This is a genomic window from Reyranella sp. (genome assembly GCF_965279465.1).
In the GTDB taxonomy this organism is placed as follows: domain Bacteria; phylum Pseudomonadota; class Alphaproteobacteria; order Reyranellales; family Reyranellaceae; genus Reyranella.
On record NZ_OZ257242.1, the window covers coordinates 3,713,968 to 3,736,781 of the forward strand.

25 protein-coding genes are annotated in these 22,814 nt (G+C 65.8%); 1 reads left to right on the forward strand and 24 read right to left on the reverse strand.

From position 1 onward, the window contains the following. Window positions 1–184 precede the first annotated feature (184 nt). Window positions 185–1,072: a LysR family transcriptional regulator gene (locus ACQY8M_RS18190; RefSeq protein WP_428674740.1), complete on the forward strand. Its 888-nt coding sequence runs from the start codon at window positions 185–187 to the stop codon at window positions 1,070–1,072. Here the strand turns inward: ACQY8M_RS18190 and ACQY8M_RS18195 are convergent. The 24 genes from ACQY8M_RS18195 to ACQY8M_RS18310 all read right to left on the reverse strand — a co-directional run bounded on the left by ACQY8M_RS18195 (window position 1,055) and on the right by ACQY8M_RS18310 (window position 22,601). After that, on the reverse strand, window positions 1,055–1,288 hold the full coding sequence (locus ACQY8M_RS18195; protein ID WP_428674742.1) for a DUF2274 domain-containing protein: 234 nt from the start codon (window positions 1,286–1,288) through the stop codon (window positions 1,055–1,057). The two genes, ACQY8M_RS18190 and ACQY8M_RS18195, sit on opposite strands and share 18 nt — an antisense overlap. Window positions 1,289–1,298: 10 nt before the next feature. After that, entirely contained in the window at window positions 1,299–2,459 is a 1,161-nt protein-coding gene (locus tag ACQY8M_RS18200; protein ID WP_428674744.1) for a TrbI/VirB10 family protein, read from the reverse strand. Then, window positions 2,456–3,442 (reverse strand): P-type conjugative transfer protein TrbG, encoded by a 987-nt coding sequence (gene trbG, locus ACQY8M_RS18205; RefSeq protein WP_428674746.1) that lies wholly within the window; start codon window positions 3,440–3,442, stop codon window positions 2,456–2,458. The genes ACQY8M_RS18200 and trbG overlap by 4 nt, the downstream gene beginning before the upstream one ends. After that, the gene (trbF, locus tag ACQY8M_RS18210; RefSeq protein ID WP_428675390.1) at window positions 3,442–4,122 is read right to left on the reverse strand and encodes a conjugal transfer protein TrbF; all 681 of its coding nucleotides are present in this window, start codon (window positions 4,120–4,122) and stop codon (window positions 3,442–3,444) included. The genes trbG and trbF overlap by 1 nt, the downstream gene beginning before the upstream one ends. Window positions 4,123–4,124: 2 nt before the next feature. Further along, entirely contained in the window at window positions 4,125–5,381 is a 1,257-nt protein-coding gene (trbL, locus tag ACQY8M_RS18215; protein WP_428674748.1) for a P-type conjugative transfer protein TrbL, read from the reverse strand. 17 nt (window positions 5,382–5,398) lie between these two features. Further along, window positions 5,399–6,133 (reverse strand): P-type conjugative transfer protein TrbJ, encoded by a 735-nt coding sequence (gene trbJ / locus ACQY8M_RS18220; protein WP_428674750.1) that lies wholly within the window; start codon window positions 6,131–6,133, stop codon window positions 5,399–5,401. Then, window positions 6,123–8,561, reverse strand: a complete 2,439-nt coding sequence (gene trbE, locus ACQY8M_RS18225) for a conjugal transfer protein TrbE (RefSeq protein WP_428674752.1) — start codon at window positions 8,559–8,561, stop codon at window positions 6,123–6,125. The genes trbJ and trbE overlap by 11 nt, the downstream gene beginning before the upstream one ends. Window positions 8,562–8,571: 10 nt before the next feature. Further along, on the reverse strand, window positions 8,572–8,841 hold the full coding sequence (locus ACQY8M_RS18230; protein WP_428674754.1) for a VirB3 family type IV secretion system protein: 270 nt from the start codon (window positions 8,839–8,841) through the stop codon (window positions 8,572–8,574). After that, window positions 8,841–9,158 (reverse strand): TrbC/VirB2 family protein, encoded by a 318-nt coding sequence (locus ACQY8M_RS18235; RefSeq protein WP_428675392.1) that lies wholly within the window; start codon window positions 9,156–9,158, stop codon window positions 8,841–8,843. Before ACQY8M_RS18235 ends, ACQY8M_RS18230 begins: the two co-directional genes overlap by 1 nt. Continuing rightward, the gene (gene trbB, locus ACQY8M_RS18240; RefSeq protein WP_428675395.1) at window positions 9,158–10,075 is read right to left on the reverse strand and encodes a P-type conjugative transfer ATPase TrbB; all 918 of its coding nucleotides are present in this window, start codon (window positions 10,073–10,075) and stop codon (window positions 9,158–9,160) included. The genes ACQY8M_RS18235 and trbB overlap by 1 nt, the downstream gene beginning before the upstream one ends. A 181-nt stretch (window positions 10,076–10,256) precedes the next feature. Beyond that, entirely contained in the window at window positions 10,257–10,694 is a 438-nt protein-coding gene (locus ACQY8M_RS18245) for a CopG family transcriptional regulator (RefSeq protein ID WP_428674756.1), read from the reverse strand. Window positions 10,695–10,697: 3 nt separating this feature from the next. Then, window positions 10,698–12,674 carry a conjugal transfer protein TraG gene (locus ACQY8M_RS18250; RefSeq protein ID WP_428674758.1) on the reverse strand — a complete coding sequence of 659 codons (1,977 nt, stop codon included), beginning with the start codon at window positions 12,672–12,674 and terminating at the stop codon, window positions 10,698–10,700. Between the two features lie 151 nt (window positions 12,675–12,825). Beyond that, a complete protein-coding gene (locus ACQY8M_RS18255) occupies window positions 12,826–14,580 on the reverse strand; it encodes a relaxase/mobilization nuclease domain-containing protein (RefSeq protein WP_428674760.1) in 1,755 nt (584 codons plus the stop codon). Window positions 14,581–14,827: 247 nt separating this feature from the next. Further along, window positions 14,828–15,355, reverse strand: coding sequence for a lytic transglycosylase domain-containing protein (locus ACQY8M_RS18260; RefSeq protein ID WP_428674762.1), 528 nt, complete (start codon window positions 15,353–15,355; stop codon window positions 14,828–14,830). Window positions 15,356–15,657: 302 nt separating this feature from the next. After that, the gene (locus ACQY8M_RS18265; protein WP_428674764.1) at window positions 15,658–16,158 is read right to left on the reverse strand and encodes a S26 family signal peptidase; all 501 of its coding nucleotides are present in this window, start codon (window positions 16,156–16,158) and stop codon (window positions 15,658–15,660) included. Next, window positions 16,155–16,640, reverse strand: coding sequence for a DUF2840 domain-containing protein (locus ACQY8M_RS18270; RefSeq protein ID WP_428674766.1), 486 nt, complete (start codon window positions 16,638–16,640; stop codon window positions 16,155–16,157). The genes ACQY8M_RS18265 and ACQY8M_RS18270 overlap by 4 nt, the downstream gene beginning before the upstream one ends. After that, window positions 16,637–17,692 (reverse strand): replication initiator protein A, encoded by a 1,056-nt coding sequence (locus ACQY8M_RS18275; RefSeq protein ID WP_428674768.1) that lies wholly within the window; start codon window positions 17,690–17,692, stop codon window positions 16,637–16,639. The genes ACQY8M_RS18270 and ACQY8M_RS18275 overlap by 4 nt, the downstream gene beginning before the upstream one ends. A gap of 3 nt (window positions 17,693–17,695) precedes the next feature. Continuing rightward, entirely contained in the window at window positions 17,696–17,980 is a 285-nt protein-coding gene (locus tag ACQY8M_RS18280; RefSeq protein WP_428674770.1) for a helix-turn-helix transcriptional regulator, read from the reverse strand. 128 nt (window positions 17,981–18,108) lie between these two features. Next, entirely contained in the window at window positions 18,109–18,540 is a 432-nt protein-coding gene (locus tag ACQY8M_RS18285; protein ID WP_428674772.1) for a DUF2285 domain-containing protein, read from the reverse strand. A 118-nt stretch (window positions 18,541–18,658) separates the two neighbouring features. Then, window positions 18,659–18,871, reverse strand: a complete 213-nt coding sequence (locus ACQY8M_RS18290; protein WP_428674774.1) for a transcriptional regulator domain-containing protein — start codon at window positions 18,869–18,871, stop codon at window positions 18,659–18,661. 124 nt (window positions 18,872–18,995) lie between these two features. After that, window positions 18,996–19,274: a DNA -binding domain-containing protein gene (locus ACQY8M_RS18295; RefSeq protein WP_428674776.1), complete on the reverse strand. Its 279-nt coding sequence runs from the start codon at window positions 19,272–19,274 to the stop codon at window positions 18,996–18,998. A 392-nt stretch (window positions 19,275–19,666) separates the two neighbouring features. Continuing rightward, window positions 19,667–19,990 (reverse strand): DUF736 domain-containing protein, encoded by a 324-nt coding sequence (locus ACQY8M_RS18300; RefSeq protein ID WP_428674778.1) that lies wholly within the window; start codon window positions 19,988–19,990, stop codon window positions 19,667–19,669. A gap of 794 nt (window positions 19,991–20,784) precedes the next feature. Then, window positions 20,785–21,390, reverse strand: coding sequence for a RadC family protein (gene radC / locus ACQY8M_RS18305; RefSeq protein ID WP_428674780.1), 606 nt, complete (start codon window positions 21,388–21,390; stop codon window positions 20,785–20,787). Between the two features lie 281 nt (window positions 21,391–21,671). Then, on the reverse strand, window positions 21,672–22,601 hold the full coding sequence (locus ACQY8M_RS18310; RefSeq protein WP_428674782.1) for a DUF2493 domain-containing protein: 930 nt from the start codon (window positions 22,599–22,601) through the stop codon (window positions 21,672–21,674). Window positions 22,602–22,814 lie beyond the last annotated feature (213 nt).

The window sequence follows — 22,814 nt, forward strand, 5'->3', positions numbered from 1 at the left end:
CATGTAATGCTGGCGCAAAGGCATGTCTAGAAAGGCCACACTACACTCGCCCCAATAGCGCCGGATGCTTCGCGAACCCCGGCGGCGCAAACCAATGCGCCGCAACCTGCTCGGATTCTCCTGCCATGCCAGGCGGTGAACAGATGGAGGGAGCGATCGCAACAGCCAGGGAGGAAAGTGGGCGATGGATTTCACGGATCTTCGCTATCTGCTCGTCGCGATCGAAGCCGGCAATCTTTTGCGTGCCGGGGAGTTGCTTGGAATCAAGCCGTCGACGATCAGCCGGCGCCTGACCCGAATGGAGGATGAGGTCGGAGTCACCATCGTCGAGCGCGGCGCCTTCGGTATCCGCCCGACGGTGGCCGGCCGTGAGGTCATGGTCCAGGTCAGGCGCGCGCTCGACAGCTTCGACAACGTGCTTCAGGCAGGCAAGAGCATAGGCGCGGGCAAGAGCGGCCGGATTCGGCTCGGTGTCCGCATGCCGCCGGTCGGCCAGCCCCTACAGTCCCTTCTGGGATCCTGGACCGAGCAGAACCCGGCCGTGATGTTGACGCTCCACGAGTTAAATGATGATGAGCTCTATGAAGGCTTGGCCGGACGAACGCTGGATGCGGCTCTGGTGACAGCACATACGCTGCGAAGCGGAGCGAATGCGGTTCCGATCTATCGCGAGCCGATGATGGCCGCCCTCGCCCAGGGTCATCCTCTAGCCCGGCACGATTTACTTACCTGGCAAATGCTCCGCGAGCAGACAGTGCTGACGCAGGACTGGGATTACAGCCATGCGGCGCGGATGTTCTATGCCTCCTTCCTGGGCGTCGGCACGCGCTTTTCCTCCCATCCCGCCAGCAAGCAGTCGATCATGGCTCTTGTCGGTGCGGGACTAGGCATTACGCTGGTGGTGAAGAGCCAGTCGGAAGTGACATTCCCCGGTGTGGTCTACAGGCCGATCGGCGAGGACAATGCCTGGGTGCAGGTCGAGCTGGCCTGGCTGCCCACGTCGCAGGAGGCGGCGGTGGGTCGCTTCGTTGCCTTCCTGCGCGACGAAGCACGCTCACGCGGACTGTTTTGATTTCAGCCGGCGCAGCTTTGCGAAGGCACGGTCGGTTGCCATGAACCGGGACAGCATTGGCGGGATGAGCTTCACGGGGTCTACCGCATCCCTGCCGGTTCCCTGCGCGAGCGCCTCTGCGTAGACCGCGAGGTCGCGATGCACCGCGGCCGGCAGCTCGATCGTGAGCTTCACGGGCTTGTCGTCCTCGATCGGGCTCAGTTTCAACTTGGACATGATGGTCTCCTCAGCCGCGATAGGGTTCGAGCACGAGATCGTGCGTGACCAGCACGCGGACCGGGAATCCGGGCCGGATGGTGATGGTGGGCTGGACATTGAGCGAGCGGCCGACGATGCGCTGGCCAACCTGGTTGGCGCTGTCCGATCCGCCGCGCCGGATGCCCTGGATCAGCTCGTCCTCGGTGCCGGTGTTGCCGACTTCCGAGCCGACGCTGAGCAGGGTCGACAGAATGGCCGCCTTGAACAGTGTGCCCCAATGGTTGTCGACCTCGTCCTCGAGGCCGGCATTGCCTTCGGCATCGGTGCCGGGCTGGCGCTCCAGGACGATTGACCGCCCGTTTGGCATGATGAGCCGGTTCCAGACCAGGAGGGCGCGCGACTGACCGAAGGCGATCTGCGCATCATACTGGCCGATGAGGCGGGCACCCTGCGGAATGAGACGAATCCTGCCAGTGGGGCTGTCATAGACGTCTTCCGTCACCTGCGCGGTGACCTGGCCCGGCAGATCCGACCGCAGGCCGGTCAGCAGCGCCGCGGGGATGACGGCGCCGGCCTGCAGCACACAAGGGCTCGCCGGCGCGGAAACTCGTTCGCCGCTAACCGTGCGGCGATCGGTGTTGCCATTGAGAAAGGCGAGCTTGCGGTCCTGCGAGGTCACATTGCCAGCGCCTGTATCGCCCGGCGGAGCAGGCTCATTTGTTGCCGCCGTCGCCACGGGAGTATTTTGCTTTAGGCTTGTGCTTGCGAACAGGCGGCTGACCCGTGCCGCTTCCTGCTCCTGAGCGACCTTCTGTTTCTCTGCGTCGGGTGCCGTGGGTATCGCTGGGCCTGCGCCGGCATTGAGGATCGGGCGGCCGAGATCGCCGGGGAGGGGCGGGCCGAGCTTCGGAACGGGCTTCGGCAGGCCGGCGTAGTCACGGGGCAGGTTGGACAGTCCATCCGGCGTCGCGCGATTGTCGATGCCGTACAGTTCGGAGTTTGCAGTCTGTCGGCCACTGCGCAAGGCAAGGAACAGCGCAACCGCGATGGCCAGCGCCAGCACCATAACCAGGGCAATGATCACCTTGCGCGAGAGGCGCGTGACGGGCGTCCGGCCCGGGCGAAGCCGCATCTGCAGGCGCGCTTCTCCTGCCGGTCCTGCCGCAGGATCATTCGAAACACCCGTCATGACTGCGGCCTGCCGTCGGTGCGCACGATCCGGACCTTCTTCTGCGGCTCGCCGCCAAGCCGCAGCTCCGCCGCCGCGAACAGGCGGTCGACGATCATGTGATTGCCCTGGATGCGGTAATTGACCAGCTCGGCGCCCCCGGCAGGCCCGATCACCCAGAGCGGCGGCATCTCGCCCTGGCCGATGCCGGACGGAAAGGCGATGAACACCTGGCGGCCATCGTCGAATGCCCGGAGCGGACGCCAGGGCGGCGTGTCGCCCTCGATCCTGTAACGGAAGTTCAGCGCATTGATGTCGACGCCAGAGGCGACGGCGGTGCCCGCTTCGGCGCCAGCGTTCCGGCGGCGCAAGGCGATGAGCTGGTCCTGCGCATAAGCCCAGGTGACCGAGGCCATGTAGGTCCTCTCGGTGGAGCGCAGCTCGAGATGGTAGGTGCGCCGGTCGGTGTTGATGACGAGGTTGGTGACGAGGTCCGCCCGCGTCGGCTTGACGAGGATATGGATGCGCTTGTCCGGTCCCGTGCCGCTCTCGGTGTCGCCGATCACCCAGCGCACCGTGTCGCCGGCGGCGACTGGCCCCGATCCGACCAGCTGCTCGCCGGGCGCCAGCGCGATGTCGGTGATCTGGCCGGGGGCGGCATAGACCTGATAGAGCGCGCCGTCGGAGAAGGGATAGACCTGCATGGCATTGATGTAGCCCGCGCGCGTGGGCTGCACGCGTGCAGCGCCGTTAGCCTGCTCCACGCGCACATATGGATCGGCCGGGTCGAGCGGCGCCCTCGGTCCGGGAAGTGGCTTCAGCTGGCCGGGCAGGGGCAGTGGCTTGGGCAGTTCGACAATCTGGACAGCCTTGGGCGGATCGGGTTGCAGCACGGCCTGGCGCGGCGTGTCGTCGTACTTGATCTCCGGCGGTTTCCAGGCCGTCGAGCAGGCGGCGAGCGAGGCGGAGGCAATCAAGGGGGCGGCAAGGGACGGGATACGCATCAGCCAAGCTCCTTGGTCCAGTTGAAGGCGTGGACGTAGATGCCGAGAGGGTTATTGCGCAGCCGCTCGGCATCGGTCGGTGGCTGCACGACCACGGTGAGGATGGCGCTCCAGCGCTCGGTGGCGGCCAGCCCATTGTCGACGTACTGGCGTTCGACCCACGCGATGCGGAAGCTCGTGTCGGAGGCGCGCACCACGCTTGCGACCTCGACCGCGATCTGGGTCTTGCCGACCTTGGCGAAGGGATCGCTGGTGCGAGCGTAGTCGTTCAGCGTCAGCGCGCCCTTGTCGGTGACGAACTTGTAGGCGTCCAGCCAGTCGTTGCGCAGCACGACGGCATCGGCGGGGATGCGACGCACCTGCTCGATGAAGCGCGCAAGATGCCACGCGATCTGCGGATCGGTCGGCCGATAGTCGGCGACGGCCGGGGCGACCGCCTGGGCCTGTCCCAGTTTGTCGACCTGGACGACCCAGGGCACGACCGTGCCGCGCGCGGATTGCCAGACCAGGCCGGCCGCAAGGCAGCCGCTCATCAGCAGCATCCCGAAGAAGGCGAGCCGCCAGTTGCTGGCCTGCACCCGCGCCGAGCCGATACGCTCGTCCCAGGCCTGGCCCGCGCGCTGATAAGGGGTCTCGGGCTCGGGCGTGGTGCCATAGCGGACGGTCGAACGTCGAAACATCGTCATGATCCTTCGGAGAGGTCGACGGAGGAGCCGCCGCTCGGATGGTCGCCCGAGCGCACGGCCTGATGAGCGGCGGAGGCGCCGCGCTGCATGGCCTGATGGCGCTTCATGCGGGTTGCCCACGCGGGAGGTCCAGATGCCGAATCCGTCCCGGCGGATTGGCGCGACGCACCACCGGACATCACACTGCGTGCCCCCGCCTCGTAGCGGTCACGCAATGCCGTCGCTGCGTGGCGCAGCGGGCTCGTGGCGACGGTTCCCGCCGCGCTGCCAACGCCCTTTGCGCCGCCGGCACGGAAGGCTGCCCTAGCACCACCTGCGACCGAAGCTCCCATCCCGGCCGCGCCACCGATCGCGCGGCCGGCGGCTCCGATGGCTCCGGTGGTCGCTGCACCCGCGGCAACGACGCCACCACCGGCAGCGAGGCCCGTTCCGATCGCCGCGCCGGTGCCGAGCTGCGGGCCCCCGGCAATCAAGCCGTTGGCGATGCCCGTGCCGAAGATCGACAGGCCGAGCAGGGCGAGGGCCGCCAGGATCAAGGTCAGCGCATCGTCGATGGTCGGCGGATTGTGGAAGCCGCTGGTGAACTGGCCGAAGATCGTCGAGCCGATTCCCACGATCACGGCGAGAACGAGCACCTTCACGCCGCTGGAGAACACGTTGCCCAGCACCTTCTCGGCCAGGAAGGCGGTACGGCCGAACAGTCCGAAAGGGACCAGGACGAAGCCAGCCAGGGTCGTCAGCTTGAACTCGATCAGGCCGACGAAGAGCTGGATCGCCATGATGAAAAAGCCGATGACGACGATCAGCCAGGCGATCAGCAGGATCACGATCTGGATGAAGTTGTCGAAGAAGCTCGTGAAGCCCATCAGGCCGGAGATCGAACTGAGGATCGGCTTGCCGGCATCGATGCCGACCTGGGCCAGCCGCCCCGGCTGAAGGAGCTGGGCGGCGCTGATGGTGTTGCCGCCGGCCAGGAGACCGAGGCCGGCGAAGGAGTTGTAGATGACCGAGGCGAGGTTGTTGTAATTGCCGAGGATGAAGGCAAATACACCGACATAGAGGGTCTTGCGGATCAGGCGGGCGAGCACCTCTTCGTCGGGTGAGAATGCCCAGAACAGCCCGGCCAGGGTGACGTCGATCGCGATCAGCACGCCGGCCAGCCAGCGGACGTCGCCCTGGATCAGGCCGAAGCCGGAATCGATGTACTGGGTGAAGATGCCCAGGAAGCGATCGATGACGCCCGTGCCGCCCATGGCGTGCCGGCTCCGTGTCAGCGGAACATGCGCGCGGTCTGCGGCTGGTAGCCCGGCCCGTAGTCGAGGAAGCGCTGCAGCTGCTCGCGGGCCTGCGCCTGGCCTGCCACGGCGCGAGCGCTTTCCAGGCTCTGGGCGCGCGCGATCGAGGCCATCACGGCGGTCAGGTCGGCGAGCTGGTTGCTCTGGAGCGCAATGAGCTGGTTGCCGGACTGGGCCGCCTGCAGCGCGCCCGTCGCGGACTGGCTCGACGATACCAGCGTGTCGATCTCCGCGCGCGTGCGATCGAGATTGCCGACGACACCGGCCTGCACGCGCATGGCGTCCTGGAAGCCGGCCAGCGAGTTCTGCCAACGGGCTTGCGCGTCGGCGAGCAGTTGCGGCGAAGAGGTCGAGGAGCTGAAGCTCTGCGGATAGGTGCGGCTGAAAGCCTGGTCGATCGAGGCAACATCGTAGGCGACGCGCTGCGCCTGGCCGAGCAGCTGCTGCGTCTGCCCGATCGATTGCTGAAGCTGCGTCAAGGACGAGTAGGGCAGGCTGGCGAGATTGCGGGCCTGGTTGAGGAGGGACATTGCCTCGTTCTGCAGGCTCTGGATGCCGTTGTTGACCTGCTGCAGCGTGCGCGCCGCGGTCAGCACGTTCTGGCTGTAGTTGCTTGGATCGAACACGGTCATTTGCGCCCGCGCAGGAGCGGCGAGCGCGACCGCGATCAAGCCAGCAGCCAGCAGCGTGCGAAGACGGTCAGCGGTCATCGAAGGTCTCCTCGGTGGTGATGAGCAGGGCGACCGCCCAGTCGAGCCCCTTGTGGCGCAGCCAGGCGGCGGCGAAGCCGTCGGGGTCGTCCTTGGCGAGCGTGCCGGCGATGGCGGCCTGGTCGGTCTTCGAAGAGGCGGCGGTGAAGGCGAGCGCTACATCCGACAGGCCGAGCTCGAACAGGCGGTTGCCGCGGCGCGACTGGCAGTAGTAGTCGCGCTTGGGCGTCGCGCGGCTCAGGATCTCGATCTGCCGGTCGTTCAGCCCGAAGCGCCGGTAGATCGTGGCGATCTGCGGCTCGAGCGCCCGCTCGTTGGGAAGGAACAGCCGGGTCGGGCAGCTCTCGATGATAGCCGGCGCGATAGCGCTGCCATCGATATCGGCCAGCGACTGTGTGGCAAACAGGACGGACGCGTTCTTCTTGCGCAGCGTCTTCAGCCATTCGCGGAGCTGGCCGGCAAAACCTTGATCGTCGAGAGCGAGCCAGCCTTCATCGACGATGACCAGGGTGGGACGGCCGTCGAAGCGATCCTCGATGCGATGGAAGAGGTAGGAGAGGACGGCGGGTGCTGCGCCACTGCCGATCAGCCCTTCGGTCTCGAAGGCCTGCACCTCGGTACCGCCCAGGTGCTCGGTCTCGGCGTCGAGCAGACGGCCCCATGGACCGCCGACGGTATAGGGCTGCAGGGCCTGTTTCAGTGTGCTGGACTGCAACAGCACCGAGAGGCCGGTAAGCGTCCGCTCCGTCACTGGCGCGGAGGCGAGCGAGGTGAGGGCAGACCATAGATGCTCCTTCAGGTCCGGCGTGACGGTGACGGATTCACGGGCGAGCAGCGTCGCGATCCATTCGGCTGCCCACGCACGCTCGCCGGCATCATCGATGCGGGCGAGCGGCTGCAGGGCGACGGGCGAACCGGTGTCGCCGGCGAGCGCGCCGCCGAGGTCGTGCCAGTCGCCGCCCATTGCGAGAGCGGCCGCCCGGATCGATCCGCCGAAGTCGAAGGCGAAGACCTGCGCCTGCGGATAGCGCCGGAACTGCAGCGCCATCAAGGCCAGCAGCACGCTCTTGCCGGCACCGGTAGGTCCCACGACGAGGGCGTGGCCGACGTCGCCGACGTGAAGCGAGAAGCGGAACGGGGTGGCGCCTTCGGTTCGGGCGAAGAAGAGCGGGGGGCCGTCGAGATGCTCGTCCTGTTCCGGTCCGGCCCACACTGCCGAGAAGGGCATAATATGGGCGAGGTTGAGGGTTGAGATCGGTGGCTGGCGCACATTGGCGTAGATGTGCCCGGGCAGGCTGCCGAGCCAGGCTTCGATCGCGTTGAGGGTCTCGCGCATGCAGGTGAAGTCGCGGCCCTGGATGGTCTTCTCGACCAGAGCCAACCGCTCGGCGGCAATGGCCGGATCGTCGTCCCAGACCGTCACTGTCGCGGTGACATAGGCCTGGGCCACGGCATCGGAGCCCAACTCCTGGAGCGCCTGATCGGCGTCGAGCGCCTTGTTGGCCGCGTCGGAGTCCAGCAATACCGACGCCTCGTTGGTCATCACCTCCTTGAGGATCGCCATGATCGATTTGCGCTTGGCAAACCACTGCCGGCGGATTCGGCCCAGCACCCTGGTGGCGTCGGTCTTGTCCAGGCAGACCGCGCGCGTCGACCAGCGGTAGGGGAAGGCGAGGCGATTGAGTTCATCGAGCAGCCCGGGCCAGGTCTGGGACGGGAAGCCCATGATGGTGAGGGTGCGGAGATGAGCGCTGCCGAGGCGTGGCTCGAGCCCGCCCGTGACCTCCTCATCGACGAGAATGGCGTCGAGATGCATCGGCATCTCGGGGACCCGGACGCGCTGGCGCCGGGTCGAGATGCAGGAGTGCAGGTAGGTGAGGCTGTCGCCGTCATCGAGCCAGCCGGCCTCGGGCATGAAGTCCTCGACCAGGGCCAGCACACGATCGGTGCGATCGATGAAGGCCGACAGGGCGTTGCGCCAGTCCGACGATCCGCGCGAGCGGCCCTCGTAGAGCCAGGCTTCGGCCCGCGCGGCGTCATCGGCCGGCGGCAGCCAGACGAGGGTCAGGTAGTGGTGGCTCTCGAAGTGGGCATCTTCCTCCTCGAACTGCGCGCGGCGCTCGGCGTCGACCAGGCCCGAGGCCGGCTCGGGGAACCGGCTCTCGGGATAGCGATTGGCCGGCACACGCTGGGCCTCGACGAAGATCGCCCAGCCCGAACCCAGGCGCCGCAGCGCATTGTTGAGCCGGGAGGTGATAGCGACAAGCTCGGCGGCCGTCGCGGAATCGAGATCGGGGCCGCGGAAGCGGGCGGTGCGCTGGAACGAGCCATCCTTGTTGAGGACGACGCCACGCTCGATCAGGGCTGCCCACGGCAGGAAGTCGGCAAGGCTCTGGGAGCGGCGACGGTACTCGGCGAGGTTCATCATGGCGGGGACCTCACGTGCCCAGATGCTGCGGATAACGGAGGTGACGCCGCACGACATCGACGAAGGCCGGATCGCGCCGGGTGGCCCATACCGCCGCCAGATGGCCGATCAGCCAGAGTGCCGCGCCGGCAAGCCACAGGCGCAAGCCAAGGCCGATCGCCGCGGCGAGGGTGCCATTGACGATCACCACCGCGCGCGGCGCGCCGCCCAGCAGCAGCGGTTCGGTGAGCGCGCGATGGACCGGGGCATGGAAGCCGGCGATTGGCTCGCGCGGCTCCATCAGACGAGCGCTCCGCCGCCGAACGAGAAGAACGACAGGAAGAAGCTCGATGCGGCAAAGGCGATCGAGAGACCGAATACGATCTGGATGAGGCGGCGAAAGCCGCCCGAGGTCTCGCCGAAGGCCAGCGCCAGGCCGGTGAGGATGATGACGATGACCGAGATGACCTTCGCCACCGGCCCCTGGATGGATTCCAGGATCTGATTGAGGGGCTGCTCCCAGGGCATGTTGGAGCCGGCCGCGTAGGCCGGTGCCGCGAGAAGCGCGAAAGTGACGAAGGTCGAGACGACAGCAAACGGACGGCGGACGTAAAGCATCATGGTTCTCCTGCGGGTACGAGGACGTAGTCTCCCGTCGGGCCGAGACCCTGCACGGCGGCAAGTTCGATGAGCCGCCGTGCGGCGCCACGGCCGGTAAGAACAGCAATGACCTCGACAGTCTCGGCGATCAGGGCGCGCGGAACGGTGACGACGGCTTCCTGGATGAGCTGCTCGAGGCGGCGCAGCGCTCCGAGAGCGGAGCCTGCGTGCAAGGTGCCGACGCCGCCGGGATGGCCGGTGCCCCAGGCCTTGAGCAGGTCCAGCGCTTCGGCCCCGCGCACCTCGCCGATGGGGATGCGATCGGGACGCAGGCGTAGCGCCGACCGCACGAGATCGGACAGCGTGGCCGCCCCGTCCCTGGTGCGCAGCGCGACGAGGTTCGGCGCGGCGCATTGCAGCTCGCGGGTATCCTCGATCAGCACCACCCGATCGCCGGTCTTCGCGACCTCCACCAGGAGGGCGTTGACCAGCGTCGTCTTCCCGGTCGATGTGCCGCCGGCCACGAGGATGTTCTTGCGATCTCGCACGGCGCTGCACAGCACGTAGGCCTGCGGTCGCGTCATGATCCCGGACTGGACATAGTCGTCGAGGGAGAACACCGCGATCGCGGGACGGCGGATGGCGAAGCAGGGCGCCGCCACCACGGGCGGCACCAGTCCTTCGAAGCGCTCGCCGCTTTCCGGCAGCTCGGCCGACACGCGGGGCATGCCGGCGTGGACCTCAGCGCCGACGTGATGAGCGACCAGACGGACGATCCGCTCGGCATCGGCCGGCGCGATCCGCGAGCCGGTATCCTCGAGGCCACCCGAGAGCCGGTCGATCCACAGGCGGCCGTCGGGATTGAGCATGATCTCGACGATGCCCGGGTCTTCGAGCCAGGCCGCGATCAGCGGGCCGAGCGCGGTCCGCAGCATGCGCGTGCCGCGGGCGATGGCTTCTGACCGGAAGGAGGAGATCGTCGTCACATCGCGCTCCACACGATCGCCTCGAGAACGAGGCGATGGGCGCTGCTTAGAGACCCGACCGGCAGGGAGGCAACGGCGACGAGAGGTCGATCGGGACGACGGATAGAAAGACAGGCAATCGGTACGGTCGCTAGGACGCTTCAGTCTCTGAAGCGCTGTCCGGTTCGGCCGCGATGTCCCTCACGACTTCATCGGCCAGTGTGCGGCCACGGGCGAGACGCCGGCCCAGTGCTTCCAGGAAGCCGTCATACCGTTCACGGCCCTTCGTCTGGGCGGCGGCCTGGGCAGTGTCGGGTAGGGGCGGCGTGCTGGTCAGCCAGAAGCGGACGAAGAGCGCCAGCGCTTCATTGGTGATCGTGACATGGCGTTCGAGGGTCTGGATCTGCCGCGTCATGCGATCGAGCCGGCGTGCCAGTGCGGCTTCCAGCCGGTCCGCGCCGTCGGGTGACAGGAGCGACGCGAGCGCCGTCTCGACCACCAGTGCCTGGGGAACGCGCTTGCGCTGGGCGTAATCGGCGAGCTGGAGAGCGAGGTCCGGCGGCAGGCGGAAGGTGTGCTTGGTGCGCATGTGTCAGAGGTCCATGCCGTCGCCCGGATCGAGCGCGACCTGCCGGGCCAGCCTGCGCGCTCGGCGCCGCAGGGCTTGAAGGTCCTGGGAAGTGTCCGGCTCGTCATCGGCCAGCTCGAACTCGCGGCTCGGCTTGGGCGGCCCGAGCACGACCTCCTCCTGCTCGGGAAGCTCGGGCTCGCGGCGGATGCCCGCATTGTCCGGATCTTCGACTGGCTGCAAAGGCGCAACGATCACTTCCGCCCACGGATTGTCATCATGGCGTCCAGGAGCGCCGGCCGTGTTGGCGGCGTCCGGGGCTATCGATACCGGCGGCGGCAGAATGCGCGCCTGTAGCTGACGGTCCTCGAAGTAGCGTGCCTTCTTGGCCCGGAGCGGATGACAGCCGGAGACGAGAACAAGCTCGTCATCCGGAGGGAGCTGCATCACCTCGCCGGGTGTCAGCAACGGCCGGGCAGTCTCCTGGCGGGAGACCATCAGATGGCCGAGCCAGGGGCTCAGGCGATGGCCGGCATAATTCTTCGCATCACGAATCTCGGTCGCTGTGCCCAGCGCATCGGAGACCCGCTTCGCGGTCCGTTCATCGTTGGTGGCGAAGCTCACCCGGACATGGCAGTTGTCCAGGATCGAGTTGTTGATGCCGTAGGCCTTCTCGATCTGGTTCAGCGACTGGGCGATCAGGAAGCTCTTCAGGCCATAACCCGCCATGAAGGCGAGCGTGCTCTCGAAGAAGTCGAGGCGGCCGAGCGCCGGGAACTCGTCGAGCATCAGCAGGAGACGATGGCGCCGGTCCCTCGCATCCAGCTCCTCTGTCAGGCGGCGTCCAATCTGGTTCAGGATCAGGCGGACCAGCGGCTTGGTGCGGCTGATGTCGGACGGCGGCACGACCAGGTACAGCGTGGACGGTGTCTCGCCCTCAACCAGATCCTGGATGCGCCAGTCACACCGGTGTGTGACAGCCGCGACGACGGGATCGCGATAGAGGCCCAGGAACGACATGGCGGTCGACAACACGCCCGATCGCTCGTTCTCGCTCTTGTTCAGGAGCTCGCGGGCCGCACTTGCGACGACCGGATGGGCACCGCTCTCGTCGAGATGCGAAGTCGTCATCATTGCCCGCAGGGTGGCCTCAATCGGCCGCCTTGGATCGGACAGAAAGTTGGCAACACCTGCCAGGGTCTTGTCCGGCTCGGCGTACAGCACATGCAGGATGGTGCCGACCAGCAATGCGTGGCTGGTCTTCTCCCAGTGATTGCGCTTCTCCAGCGCGCCTTCGGGATCGACCAGCACATCCGCGATGTTCTGCACATCGCGGACTTCCCACTCGCCACGGCGTACTTCGAGAAGAGGATTGTAGGCGGCGCTCTGGACGTTGGTGGGATCGAACAGCAGCACGCGGCCGAAGCGGGCGCGCCAGCCCGCCGTCAGCGTCCAGTTCTCGCCCTTGATGTCGTGGACGATCGCTGAGCCGGGCCAGGTCAGAAGGGTCGGCACGACCAGGCCCACACCCTTGCCGCTTCGCGTCGGGGCGAAGCACAGGACATGCTCGGGGCCGTCGTGACGGAGGTAGTCGCCGCGCCAGCGCCCGAGAAGGACGCCGTCGTCGCCGAGCAGGCCGGCGTCGCGAATCTCGCGGGTCTCAGCCCATCGTGCCGATCCGTAGGTTGTGACCCGTTTGGCCTCCCGGGCGCGCATGACCGACATGGTGGTGGCCACAGCGACGGCAGCCACTCCGCCGGCCGCGGCGATGTATCCGCCCTCGACGAAGACATGGGGCGCATAGGCGTCGAAGGAGAACCACCACCAGAAGAAATCTTGCGGCTCGTAGACCGGCCATCCGAACAACTCGAACCACGGCTGCCCGAGCTGCGGCTGGAAGCCGAGGCACCATGCCGTCCATTCCGTCGCGGTCCAGACGAAGCCCAACACGACGAGGCTGACGAGAAGGATCTGGCCCCAGAGGATCTTGGTGGCATTCATGGTGGCGAAGCATTGGAACACCGCGACGTGAACTCAAGGAGACATGCGACCGGGGCGGTGAGACGGATGCGCCAGCGAAGTAATCGGATGCTGCTCGCCGCGCAGGAGCTGAACGACTGACGCATCTCCGATTCGAATACTGCTTCTCCAGTTACACACCCAAGCCTCGCTTCAACCCAACGCTCCAGTCGACGGTGCCGTTGGAAGTCACGGCTCCCAACACATGCCTTCCCAACTGCTGCTCCAGTGCTGGTCGCCAGGGCACGAGCTGAAAGCCCAGACCATCGTCAATCATAGCGAAGCGCCCGGAGGACAGGGTCACGCGCTGCCGGTAGATACCGGAGACGTGTTCTCCCTCGGCAGACTGTCGGTGAATGAGGCCTGTCTGGGCCGCGAGCCTGGCCGACACTTCGGAAAGGTCGCGCTGCCTCAGGGTGTTGAGCAGGTCTCGCGCGAAGACGACGCGCTGGCCCTGACGTCGCGCCAAGCCTTCCCCGGCGAGGTGATCGACGCGACGCTCCATCGCTTCGCGGACCTCAGCGCCAAAAGCATTGCCGCTCGTCGCCGGCTCTCGGGCCAGGAGCTGGCGATCGAGCCACGTGGCTCCCGACGCAGAGATCTGGCTCTCGAGCGGAAGGTCGGACCGGACGGCGAGCGACAGGCGTGTGCAGCCGCCGGCGTCCTCATAGGATCGCGCCTCGACGATCGCGCCCGGCAGGGCGTCGCCGGTCATCTCCAGGTCGGAAAATTGCAGGTGGTGTGTCCGGCCGTCGACGCCTTCGACAATGGCGTAGGCGGACCCCTTGAGCTCGTCGTGCAGCCCGCGCGCAACAAGGCGGCCCAGTACCTGGTCGGGGTCGGCGTCTCCATGGATAGCAAACCCCGTCACGTCCGGTTCGCGGCCGGCGCCGGTCAGCGCCCGGTGCATCGTCTTGATGATGTCGCCCCGGATCGAGAGCTCGCGCAGCGACTGTTCCACGCCCGGCTTCAGTGCCCAGGAGGCGGGGCCGACCTGTTCGGCGAGGCCCAGCCGCTCGAGCTTGTTCGCGCGGCCCAGCATCAGCCGGCGAGAGTCCGGGTCCTCATCGGCAGGGCTTGGGCGCAGGTCGGCGATGCCACCATTTTCGTCCGCGATGTCGCGCAAGGCCCTGTCAAGGCTGGTCCAGCGCTCGGCGCCGACTTCTCTTTCCCGGGCAGAGCGGATTTCCAGTTCGCTCCGCGGCCCGAGCTCCAGGGTGACGCGGTCGGCGGCACGATCACGGAAGCCTCGGCTGATGTAGGCCCGGCTGATCACGAGATCTTCCCCGTCATCGGCCTTGCCGCGAATCAGAACGTGGACGTGTGGATTGTCGGTGTTCCAATGATCGGTCGCCACCCAGTCTAGCCGTGTGCCGAGATCGCGCTCGACATCGGCCATCAGCTCGCGCGTGAAGGTCCGAAGATCCGCCAGCTGGGCCGCGTCCTCGGGCGAGACGATGAACCGAAAATGGTGCCGATCATCTTCGCATCGCTCGGCGAAGGCATGTTCATCGGCCGCCTCAGTTCGCGCGTCGAACATCCGGGCATCAGACCCGTCCCGGGTGACGCCCTCACGTTTTAGATAGGCGATATGCCGGGGAAGCGGCGCGGAACGAAAGCGCGTGCCGTGATGGCGCACGACGCGTGCCTTCGTCACCACGCGCCGAGAGGTCGAAGAGAGCGACAGCGAGAGGGCGGCGCGCCGGCCACGCCCGAAGCGCGAGCCGCTTGTGCCGCCCTTGCTGCGGCCGAAGCTTTGGCCGATGTGGCCGGCCTTCTTCGCGGCACGCATCACCTCCCCGACGAAGGTCTTGGGCCTCCTTGCGCCGCGATGGCTGTCGCGGATGCGCCCGGGCCGAACGCGGAAGTCGTCGTTGCCGCGGATCATGATACGGCGGCTGGCTCGGCCCGGCACCGACGGCGGTCGGGACATTGAAATCGTTTGATTCTCCGCTTTAAGCGCCAGCCGGCGTGATCGTTCAAAGGCCCCTGAAACTCAAGCCGACCAACCATATGCGCCCGTCCGGAGGCGGCGCTTTTCCCTTGCCGTCCATGGCTGGGGTGTCTCCGTCCAATTCCCTTGACGCTCTGCCACCCGCCACAGCCTGCCATAGCACGACCGAGACCATTGGAGGTCATGGCCGTGCACTTCGATCGGATTTGCGTGCAAACAAGCCGTCGGAGTGCGGCACATGTGCTGTTGCTGTTGGCACCGCACCGTTCATGGGACGGCGATCCTGTGGCCCACCGGAAGGCGGTTGAAGGGGTGCAAAGCCGCCGCTCGTTGTCGCAATGAACAGCGAGCTTGATGTCCATGACGCAGCACTATTCGCGCCGTCTGACGAGGTGGAATCTAGCAGGGAGGTGAACGCCCTGATGTAGGAGAGCGTTTCCGACGGCAGCGGCCTGCCCGTCGCAAGATGTTCCTCATAGCGACCCGGACCCGCATTGTAGGCCGCGAGGAATCCGCGCTCGCCAAAGCGATCGAGCAGCTCCCGCAGGTAGGCGGTTCCCGCAATGATGTTGTCGTGCGGATCGTAGGGATCTGGACCCAAGCCGTAGCGCGATTGGAGCTCAGCCCAAGTGTACGGCATGATCTGCATCAACCCCATGGCGCCGGTCGGCGACACAGTACGCACCACGCCGCCACTTTCCGCCTGCATGACGGCTCGGATCCAGGACGCCGGAACAGCGAATTGCTGTGATGCCGTTTCCACGAAGCTCGGGATGCGATCTGCCGCCGCAAGAGCACTGGCAGGATGTGCTGGGTCCTGCTGGGCGTATGAGAGACTTGTGGACCCGAGCAAGAAGACTGCTCCCATTCCGCAAAGGGACAGTCGGTGTCCCACGGTGAGCCGGGCAATCGGTCGTCGCAGGGCGTCCCGACACATGACCGAGAAGGGGAAGGAGGTGTGCGGCGTTGCCTTCAATCGGGCGGCTCGTCGGCGGCAGGACACGGACACGGTCAATCCTTTTCGATCCAGAGGGGAATGGCCCGACCGACGATTGTCGAAGCCTGCAGCAGACCGAAGTAGCGCCCGTCGAACGAGCTCTCGGACTGCTGGTTCATCAGGAAGACTTCGCCATCCGCGATGATCCGGCAGCCTTGCCAGACGGGCAGGTTTCGTCCCCAACGATCGCGATCGAGCGCATTACCCACGGCCATCTCATCGACAGTGATCGTGCCGCCGGTTCGGCAGACGGATTGGCCGGGAAGGGCGAGGACATGCTTCAGGATTGGCACGCCCATCGCGAGATAGCCGCGCTCCTGGAGGAACGACGCAATGACTTCGGGCGGCCTGACCAGGACCAGCTCGCCCAGGTAGAGGTTGCCAACGGGACGGACGGCATACAGGCCGATCGGAACGCTGGCGCTGGCATTCCAGATCAGCTGCGGGGTGGGCCGCAGCAGCATCAACGCGCCGACGACGAGTGCTGCGAAGATGATCCAGCCCAGGCGAGTCATGCTTCGATCTTGCGGCGCAGGAGCCAGGCCCGATGCGCCGCATAGCTGTAAAGGCGGGGCGCCTGCCCTGCTGCTAACCGGTTGTGAACGTGTCGCCAATGGTCGGGACTGGCGTCGGCGGCGTCGATGCCAATCCCCTCCGCGGCATCGATGGCTTGCAGCACGCGCTCGACCCTTGGCCAGCCCGAAGCACGAAGGAGGATTTCGCCACCGGGGCGCACATAGGGGACCGTCGAGAAGCCTTCGCCCCGCCGCACGGTGCGCAGGATGTCGATGCGCGAGACGATGGTGCCGAAGTCACCCGCGGCCCACCGGACATAGGCGACGATGCTGTTGGGCGCGAAGCTCAGGATGCGGCGCCGGCGATCGAGGATCTGTTCCTGAACGTCACGGCCGAAGCGGATCCAGTGCTCGATCTGCTGCCTGTGCCAGATCAATTCGATGTGGGTGAGAGCCTCTCGACTGACGCGTGCCTCGGTCATGACGCACCGTCTCGCGAGTTTTCCCCGTCCCGGCCGCGCTCAACTACAGAAGAGTTAGACTCAGAATCGTTAGACTCTGAGTTAGAGTCGCCGCAAGCCGCTGTTTCGTTTGGAGAATCCGATGATTCCGGTTCCTGATAGCACGTGCGGCCGGTTCCTGATGGCACGTGCCTGTCGGTTCCCGATAGCACGTGGGCATTCACATGTTGTCCACGGCCATCCGTGGATAGTTTCGTCCGCGCAAATGCCAGCAGTTCTCTGCCGCCGGTGTCGCGTTCGATGAGCAGCCGATAGCCGGGCAGGGACTGGCGGCGGACGATATCGCGCAGCTCGAAGGCGAACCGCTTGAACGGCGACAGGCTCGCCGATTTGAGATGAAGATGCTGGAACTCGAACCGCCAGCCAGTCGACTGCCGGCCGGCATGCTTGCGGACGATGCGATAGAGCCAGCGTTCCACGCCGCCCGTCAGCGCAAAATATCCGCGATCGATTGTCAGCACGAGCGCATCGTCGAGGACCGCCCGATAGAACCAGTCCGGCACGATCAGATCGATCCCATCGGCATTTCCATGCGCATCGGCGCGCTCGGTCCATTCGTTGATCCAGGAGAAGCGGTGCATCCGGCGCTCGCTGATCTGGCGCAGGGAGGTGGCAACCGTGGTCGATTGGAGGCGGTCGAGGGCCGCTTTCAGGCGGTGATAGTCGCGCGCGCCGGTACCACGCCCGGTGTAGGTGAGGATCTCGCGCGGGCGTGCCGCCATGAGGCGCGATGTACGCAATCCGGCGTCACGGGCTTCGACGATCTGGCTGGCGGCCCAGATCAGGACGTCGGCATCCCAGATCGTCGCCATGCCATGTTCGGCCACCGCTTCGACGCGGATGGCGATCTCGTTCATCCTGAAGTCGATCGGCGTGGTGCGGTGTGTCTTGGCCAGGCTGAAGAAGGGATAAGCCATGAGGTCCTGCGCATCTCGAGGCGCGAGATCGCCGGGCAGCGCCCTGAAGAGCTGGAGCTGCTCACGCTCGGTACGGGACGGATGACGCGTCGACATTGGTCAGCGGCGCCCCGAACCCGCGGGTGCCCGAACGCCCGGCATTTGGCGCTTCGCCGGCAGGACCGTCGCGGTCCCGGGGTCGGATGTCGACGCCTTGGCGCCCGACTCGACCCAGGCCTGGAGGTCCTCGACGCGATAGACGACGCGCCCGCCGAGCTTCGAGTAGCGAGGGCCCGTGCCGTAGATGCGGTGCTTCTCCAGGGTCCGAATCGACAGCCCGACGAAACGGGCGGCCTCGGGCGTGCGCAGATAGCGTGGCGGCAAATCGGTAAAATTGGCGGGCAAGCGAGGCCTCCGTGGTGCTGTGGGAAGCCGCCGAAGAGCAGCGGCCGTCCAGGACCACGATGGCGGATGGAGGAGGAGGCAAAATAGGGTGATGTCGCAGGCCAGTGAGATCGCCCCACCCAGCGGCGCTACGAACGGCCGCGATAGGGATGCAGAAGCAGCCGGCGATAGCCACCGTTCATCATGGCGATTCCCAGGCGCACCAGACGAGCGGTTCGGTCACGCAATTCATGCGAGATCCAGTCGCGTTCCGGAATTGGCTCGGCGTCATACAAGGCGGCAGCAATCATACGGTGGGTCGCACCGTCGAGGCGCCCGTCCAGCGCGCGCAAAGCGAGGATCAGTCTGTTGCGCCGCGCCACGGAAAGCGCTGCCGGGTTGCGACCCGGATGGCGGCCGTTGAGCACGCGCCAGAGGCGGAGAGCGGCGGCAACCCTGACTTCAAAGAGTCCATCGAACGGCAGGAGAACTGCAGTCGGATCCGCGCCGCCGCCGTCCAGATGCACCCGCATCTCGGCGCCGAGGCGCGCGATGAGGTAGTCTTCACCTTCAGCGGCCAATATGGAATCAAGCAGCAGAGGCTTGGACTTGAAAGTTGGATGGCCAAGCTCTGGCGGAAGTCGGGTCAGGGCAACGACGCTCGGCAGAGCCGATGCTGTCCAAAGCGCTACATCTGGATCAATCGTCGCTGCGAGGAAGTAACCCCCAGCGTTGGGCGAACGCTTTCACCTCGGCTGGATCAAGGACTGCCCGGCGATCCATTTGTTGAACTCGTTCTCGATCTCTTGCGAAATCGGGATTGCGGCTCAGGAACTGAAAAGCAAATCCAACGGCATCGAATGCTTGCAGCCTCTTGTATGCGTCCGGTGAGCGCCAATACGCGCGGTCCATGAGAGTGCATCTCCATTGCTCGCACTCACACCCCCTTTTCCCAGGACATACAGGACGCACAATCGCCGCTGCTCGATAGTCCCCTCCGCGCAAAGATGTTTGCAGCGAATGCAAGCAACCCGAGTCAGTGCGGTGCCCCGCCCAGGAGAAGATGACGATAACCGCTCTCGGTCATCCACTTGGCGCGCGCGAGATGACTTTCCCACGCCCGTCTTGCGCGTTCCGGGTCGCGGTCTGGATTGATATGCAAAACGACGTTTATTACCTCGCGCCAGTCGGCGCCTTCAACATCAGCGTCGAGAAGACGCAGATAGGTAATAAGATGCTTTTCATCGTAGCCGGTCAGCACAGGCTCCGAGGGAGCTGTATCGGCCACGGGTGGATCTAGTGGCAGCTTAGCCATGGTGCGCTCGGTTAGAGGTCAATCCGCACGATTGCATATTACCGTAACGCTGATGAACCGAGATGAAGCCACTGCGAAATTATCGTCGCACTGTTCGAGCACGCCCATAACCGATATCGGAGTGAGCAGCACCAGCACTCGCCGAGTTCATAACGCCGCAGCGCGGCTTCGTGCGGCGTCTTTCCGACAGAGTGGCCGCATAGACCCGATGGCGCAGGGGCACGCCCATCATCGTCAGATAGAACCGCTAACGGGTGGTTCCTCTTCTGTCGGTAGTTGCTACGTGATCAGGCCTCTACGGCGGCCGCCCACTGTTCTCAGCTGTGCCGTCTCGCGCCTGATCCCGCGGAAAGTCCCGCCCGGCGGACCGGGCGGGGCTTGGGGGCGTGAGCTTACTCGCCGTTCTTCTTGCGGCTGCGCGACCAGATCAGCGTGAAGCCCTCGCCGTCCTCGTCGTCGAACAGGTTGGCGAAAATTGGCGCGTTGAAGCTCGGATCGTCGAGCTTGAGCGAGAGGTAGTCGCGGCCCTCGCTGGAGCGCTTCGACCAGGCGGCCCCGATCTCGGCGCGGCCGACGAACACCCGGTGGCTGGGGGCGTTGTCGTTGCTGCGGTTGGCCTCGGGAACGATGCGCACGCCCCTGGTCTGGACGCTCAGCGTGACGATCTCGCCCTGGTACTCGTTGCCGGACTTCTTGAAGGAACCGATGTTGGCCATGTGACTTCTCCTTGCTGTTTCGAGCCCCGCGACCATCGCGGCCTCGATGGCGATCGTTTGCCGGAGGCGATCGACGCCGCACCCGCTCGCGGGCCGAAGCGCAGCGGAGGATGGCGGCGGCGCGACTTTCTTGCCTCGCGAGGAATGGGCGAAGCCCAGGGGAAGAAAGTCGCGCCGCCGCCGTTGCGGCTCAGGCGATCGAGGCGCAGCCGTCCTACGGCTAGATCAAGCCATGGAGAGGCCGTGGGTCGCATGCCGAACAGCATCCTCGGCAGAAGTCGTGGCCAAACTGAAGGAGCCTGCAAAGGGGCCCGACTTACAGGGCGAGGAGACGGCGGGCATGGGATAGAAAAAGGATGCTTCGTCTCCGAGGTCAGTCGGAGCAGACCGACACCTCCCACATGGTATTCGTCGACCGCACCGAGATCGGGGCCGCCTGGTCGAAGCGCTTCAACGAGCTGCATTCCTCTCGTTCAGGAACACGATCTTCGCCGCGCAGCGTCGCCAACCCGGTGATCAGGAGGGAGAGGTCATCAGCGCTTTTGGCTGTGCGGCCGCCAGTCGATCTGCGAGTGAGCTGCGTCTCCCGAGGGGATCTGCCCGTCCGACGACCGGACAGATAGCGCCAGGCGAGAGAAGGCGGTGATGCCCGCCACAATGGCGCCTGTGACAGCAAACGCCTGCTGCCATCCGTCAGTCGACATGCCGATGCCTGCTAGCGCGAACGATAGCTGATAGCCTGCGATCGTCGCTGGCACGGCGTAGAGTAGTCCGATGACGGCGCGGCTCTCGGTTTACAGCAATCCTAGTGACCGGAATGAGGCATGGGTTCCGTGCCCGATCACAACATGGTCGTGAAGTTCAATCTCGAGAGCCCTGGCGGCGGCTTTCAATTCGCGCGTCATCTCGACGTCCGCGCGCGACGGCTTGGGATCGCCGGAAGGGTGATTATGCGCCACGATGAGCGCTGAAGCATTGAGGATCAAAGCGCGCTTGAGGACCTCTCGCGGGTATACGGGCGTGTGATCGACGGTGCCGCGCTGCTGGACTTCGTCGGCGATGAGATGGTTCTTGCGGTCAAGAAACAGTACTCGAAACTGTTCGATCTGCTCGTAAGCCATTGCCGTCTGGAGGTAGGCAAGCAGCGCCTGCCAGTTGCCGAGAACGGGACGGCTGCGCACGTCTGCCTTGGCCATGCGGCACGCGATCTCCCGGACACGCCGAAGCATGGCGATGTCGTGTGGCGTCAGTCCAAAGGCGCGAAGTTGCGAGGCTTCTGCCGTGAAGACATGCCCAATGCTTGGAAAGCTTTGCAAGAGGGCAGGAGCCGACCCCAAGTTTGGCGATGAGGTCAGCAATCCGGCAAGCAAGTCCTGCTCGGACGTCTCTTCCGTCGGCATGGCAACGAGACTGCTGTCCCTGGTCAAGTCTCGAGCAGGCGACACGGATGCGAGAGCCAAAGATGATACAGGCATGGATCATGGTCCGGAGAGCAGGACGGGACGAGCCGGGCCCGCTCTCTCGGAAGGCCCACCGGCTCGTCCGCTTCCAGACATCCTCTTGCTCTTGACGATTCGACCGTCCGCCACCGGGGAGAACGGCAGCAGGCGCAATGAACACCAGAGACAAAGCGCACGTGCGTTCCGGGCAAGCGTCAACGATTTCGCGAAGGAAGCGGCGCTCACGCGCCGCCTGAACCGAAGCGCCAGACCGGGATGCCGAGCTTGCGGGCCTTGTCGGCGAGATTTTCCTGGATGCCCGATCCCGGGAACACAATGACGCCGATCGGCAGGATCTCGAGGATCTGGTCATTGCGCTTGAAGGGAGCGGCCTTGGCGTGACGGGTCCAGTCGGGCTTGAACGGAATGTGCGTCACCTTGCGGGTGTCCGCCCAGCGGGCGGCGATGCGCTCGGCGCCGGTCGGTGAGCCGCCGTGCAGGAGGACCATGCCGGGATGCTTGGCGCGGGCCTTGTCGAGCGTGGCCCAGATCAGGTGATGGTCGTTGAAGTCGGCACCGCCGGTGAAGGCGATCTTCGGCCCAGGCGGCACCAGCAGCTCGGTCTCGGCCCGGCGCCGGGCGGCCAGGAAGTCGCGGCTGTCGATCATCGCGGCGGTGAGATGGCGATGGTTGACCTTCGATCCGCTGCGCGGGAGCCATGCCTTGCCGACGTGGCGTTCGTAGTGTTCGGCGGCCTGGTCGCGCATCAGCTCGAAGGCGTTCTGGCGTTCGATGAGCGTCATGCCCTCGGCGATCAGGCGCTCCAGGTCGACCGACTTCACCTCGCTGCCGTCCTGTTCCCGCTGGGAGCGCTTCTGGCCCTGCTCGTTGTCGTCGAGCTCTCGCCCGATCCGTTCGGTGGCGCGGTGAAAGAGGTTGACCGTCGACCACAGGAGATCGTCGAGGTCGGGTTCGAGGCGTGTATCCTCGAGGCTCCCGATCAGGGCGTCGAAGATGTCGGCGACAGCGCCCGCGACCTGGTTGCCGTCGGGCAGAAGCCGCTGGTCGGGCTCGTCGGCGAAGGGGCGCCAGCCGTGGAGCTGGAGTTCGTCGAGGACATGGTCGGTCGGTGATGAGGCGTGGTGCGGTTCGTGGTCGTCATGATCGCTCATGGGATGCTCCGTCGGTTGGACCGCGACCGTCGCGGCCTTCATGGCGACGAAGCCAACGGGCCGAACGGGCGGGCACCCGGAGCGCGAGCGGAGGGCTCGATGGCCAAGGCCGGCTATTTTGCTTCGCGATGGAAAGGCGCGGCACGCGCCGCCGGAAAATAGTCGGCCGCCGCCATTGCCGGGCCGGGCGGCTTGTGGGCCGATCGCCAACCC

Coding starts and splice junctions, on each gene's coding strand:
- trbJ (WP_428674750.1), bottom strand. CDS start 6,133: ATGACCGCTGACCGTCTTCGCACGCTGCTGGCTGCTGGCTTGATCGCG.
- ACQY8M_RS18300 (WP_428674778.1), bottom strand. CDS start 19,990: ATGGCCAACATCGGTTCCTTCAAGAAGTCCGGCAACGAGTACCAGGGC.
- trbG (WP_428674746.1), bottom strand. CDS start 3,442: ATGCGTATCCCGTCCCTTGCCGCCCCCTTGATTGCCTCCGCCTCGCTC.
- ACQY8M_RS18250 (WP_428674758.1), bottom strand. CDS start 12,674: ATGAATGCCACCAAGATCCTCTGGGGCCAGATCCTTCTCGTCAGCCTC.
- trbL (WP_428674748.1), bottom strand. CDS start 5,381: ATGGGCGGCACGGGCGTCATCGATCGCTTCCTGGGCATCTTCACCCAG.
- radC (WP_428674780.1), bottom strand. CDS start 21,390: ATGCCGACGGAAGAGACGTCCGAGCAGGACTTGCTTGCCGGATTGCTG.
- ACQY8M_RS18265 (WP_428674764.1), bottom strand. CDS start 16,158: ATGACTCGCCTGGGCTGGATCATCTTCGCAGCACTCGTCGTCGGCGCG.
- ACQY8M_RS18295 (WP_428674776.1), bottom strand. CDS start 19,274: ATGGCTAAGCTGCCACTAGATCCACCCGTGGCCGATACAGCTCCCTCG.
- ACQY8M_RS18260 (WP_428674762.1), bottom strand. CDS start 15,355: ATGCAGGCGGAAAGTGGCGGCGTGGTGCGTACTGTGTCGCCGACCGGC.
- ACQY8M_RS18275 (WP_428674768.1), bottom strand. CDS start 17,692: ATGTCGACGCGTCATCCGTCCCGTACCGAGCGTGAGCAGCTCCAGCTC.
- trbF (WP_428675390.1), bottom strand. CDS start 4,122: ATGTTTCGACGTTCGACCGTCCGCTATGGCACCACGCCCGAGCCCGAG.
- ACQY8M_RS18310 (WP_428674782.1), bottom strand. CDS start 22,601: ATGAGCGATCATGACGACCACGAACCGCACCACGCCTCATCACCGACC.
- trbB (WP_428675395.1), bottom strand. CDS start 10,075: ATGCTGCGGACCGCGCTCGGCCCGCTGATCGCGGCCTGGCTCGAAGAC.
- ACQY8M_RS18245 (WP_428674756.1), bottom strand. CDS start 10,694: ATGCGCACCAAGCACACCTTCCGCCTGCCGCCGGACCTCGCTCTCCAG.
- ACQY8M_RS18195 (WP_428674742.1), bottom strand. CDS start 1,288: ATGTCCAAGTTGAAACTGAGCCCGATCGAGGACGACAAGCCCGTGAAG.
- ACQY8M_RS18290 (WP_428674774.1), bottom strand. CDS start 18,871: ATGGACCGCGCGTATTGGCGCTCACCGGACGCATACAAGAGGCTGCAA.
- ACQY8M_RS18230 (WP_428674754.1), bottom strand. CDS start 8,841: ATGGAGCCGCGCGAGCCAATCGCCGGCTTCCATGCCCCGGTCCATCGC.
- ACQY8M_RS18190 (WP_428674740.1), top strand. CDS start 185: ATGGATTTCACGGATCTTCGCTATCTGCTCGTCGCGATCGAAGCCGGC.
- trbE (WP_428674752.1), bottom strand. CDS start 8,561: ATGATGAACCTCGCCGAGTACCGTCGCCGCTCCCAGAGCCTTGCCGAC.
- ACQY8M_RS18235 (WP_428675392.1), bottom strand. CDS start 9,158: ATGCTTTACGTCCGCCGTCCGTTTGCTGTCGTCTCGACCTTCGTCACT.
- ACQY8M_RS18270 (WP_428674766.1), bottom strand. CDS start 16,640: ATGACCGAGGCACGCGTCAGTCGAGAGGCTCTCACCCACATCGAATTG.
- ACQY8M_RS18255 (WP_428674760.1), bottom strand. CDS start 14,580: ATGATCCGCGGCAACGACGACTTCCGCGTTCGGCCCGGGCGCATCCGC.
- ACQY8M_RS18200 (WP_428674744.1), bottom strand. CDS start 2,459: ATGACGGGTGTTTCGAATGATCCTGCGGCAGGACCGGCAGGAGAAGCG.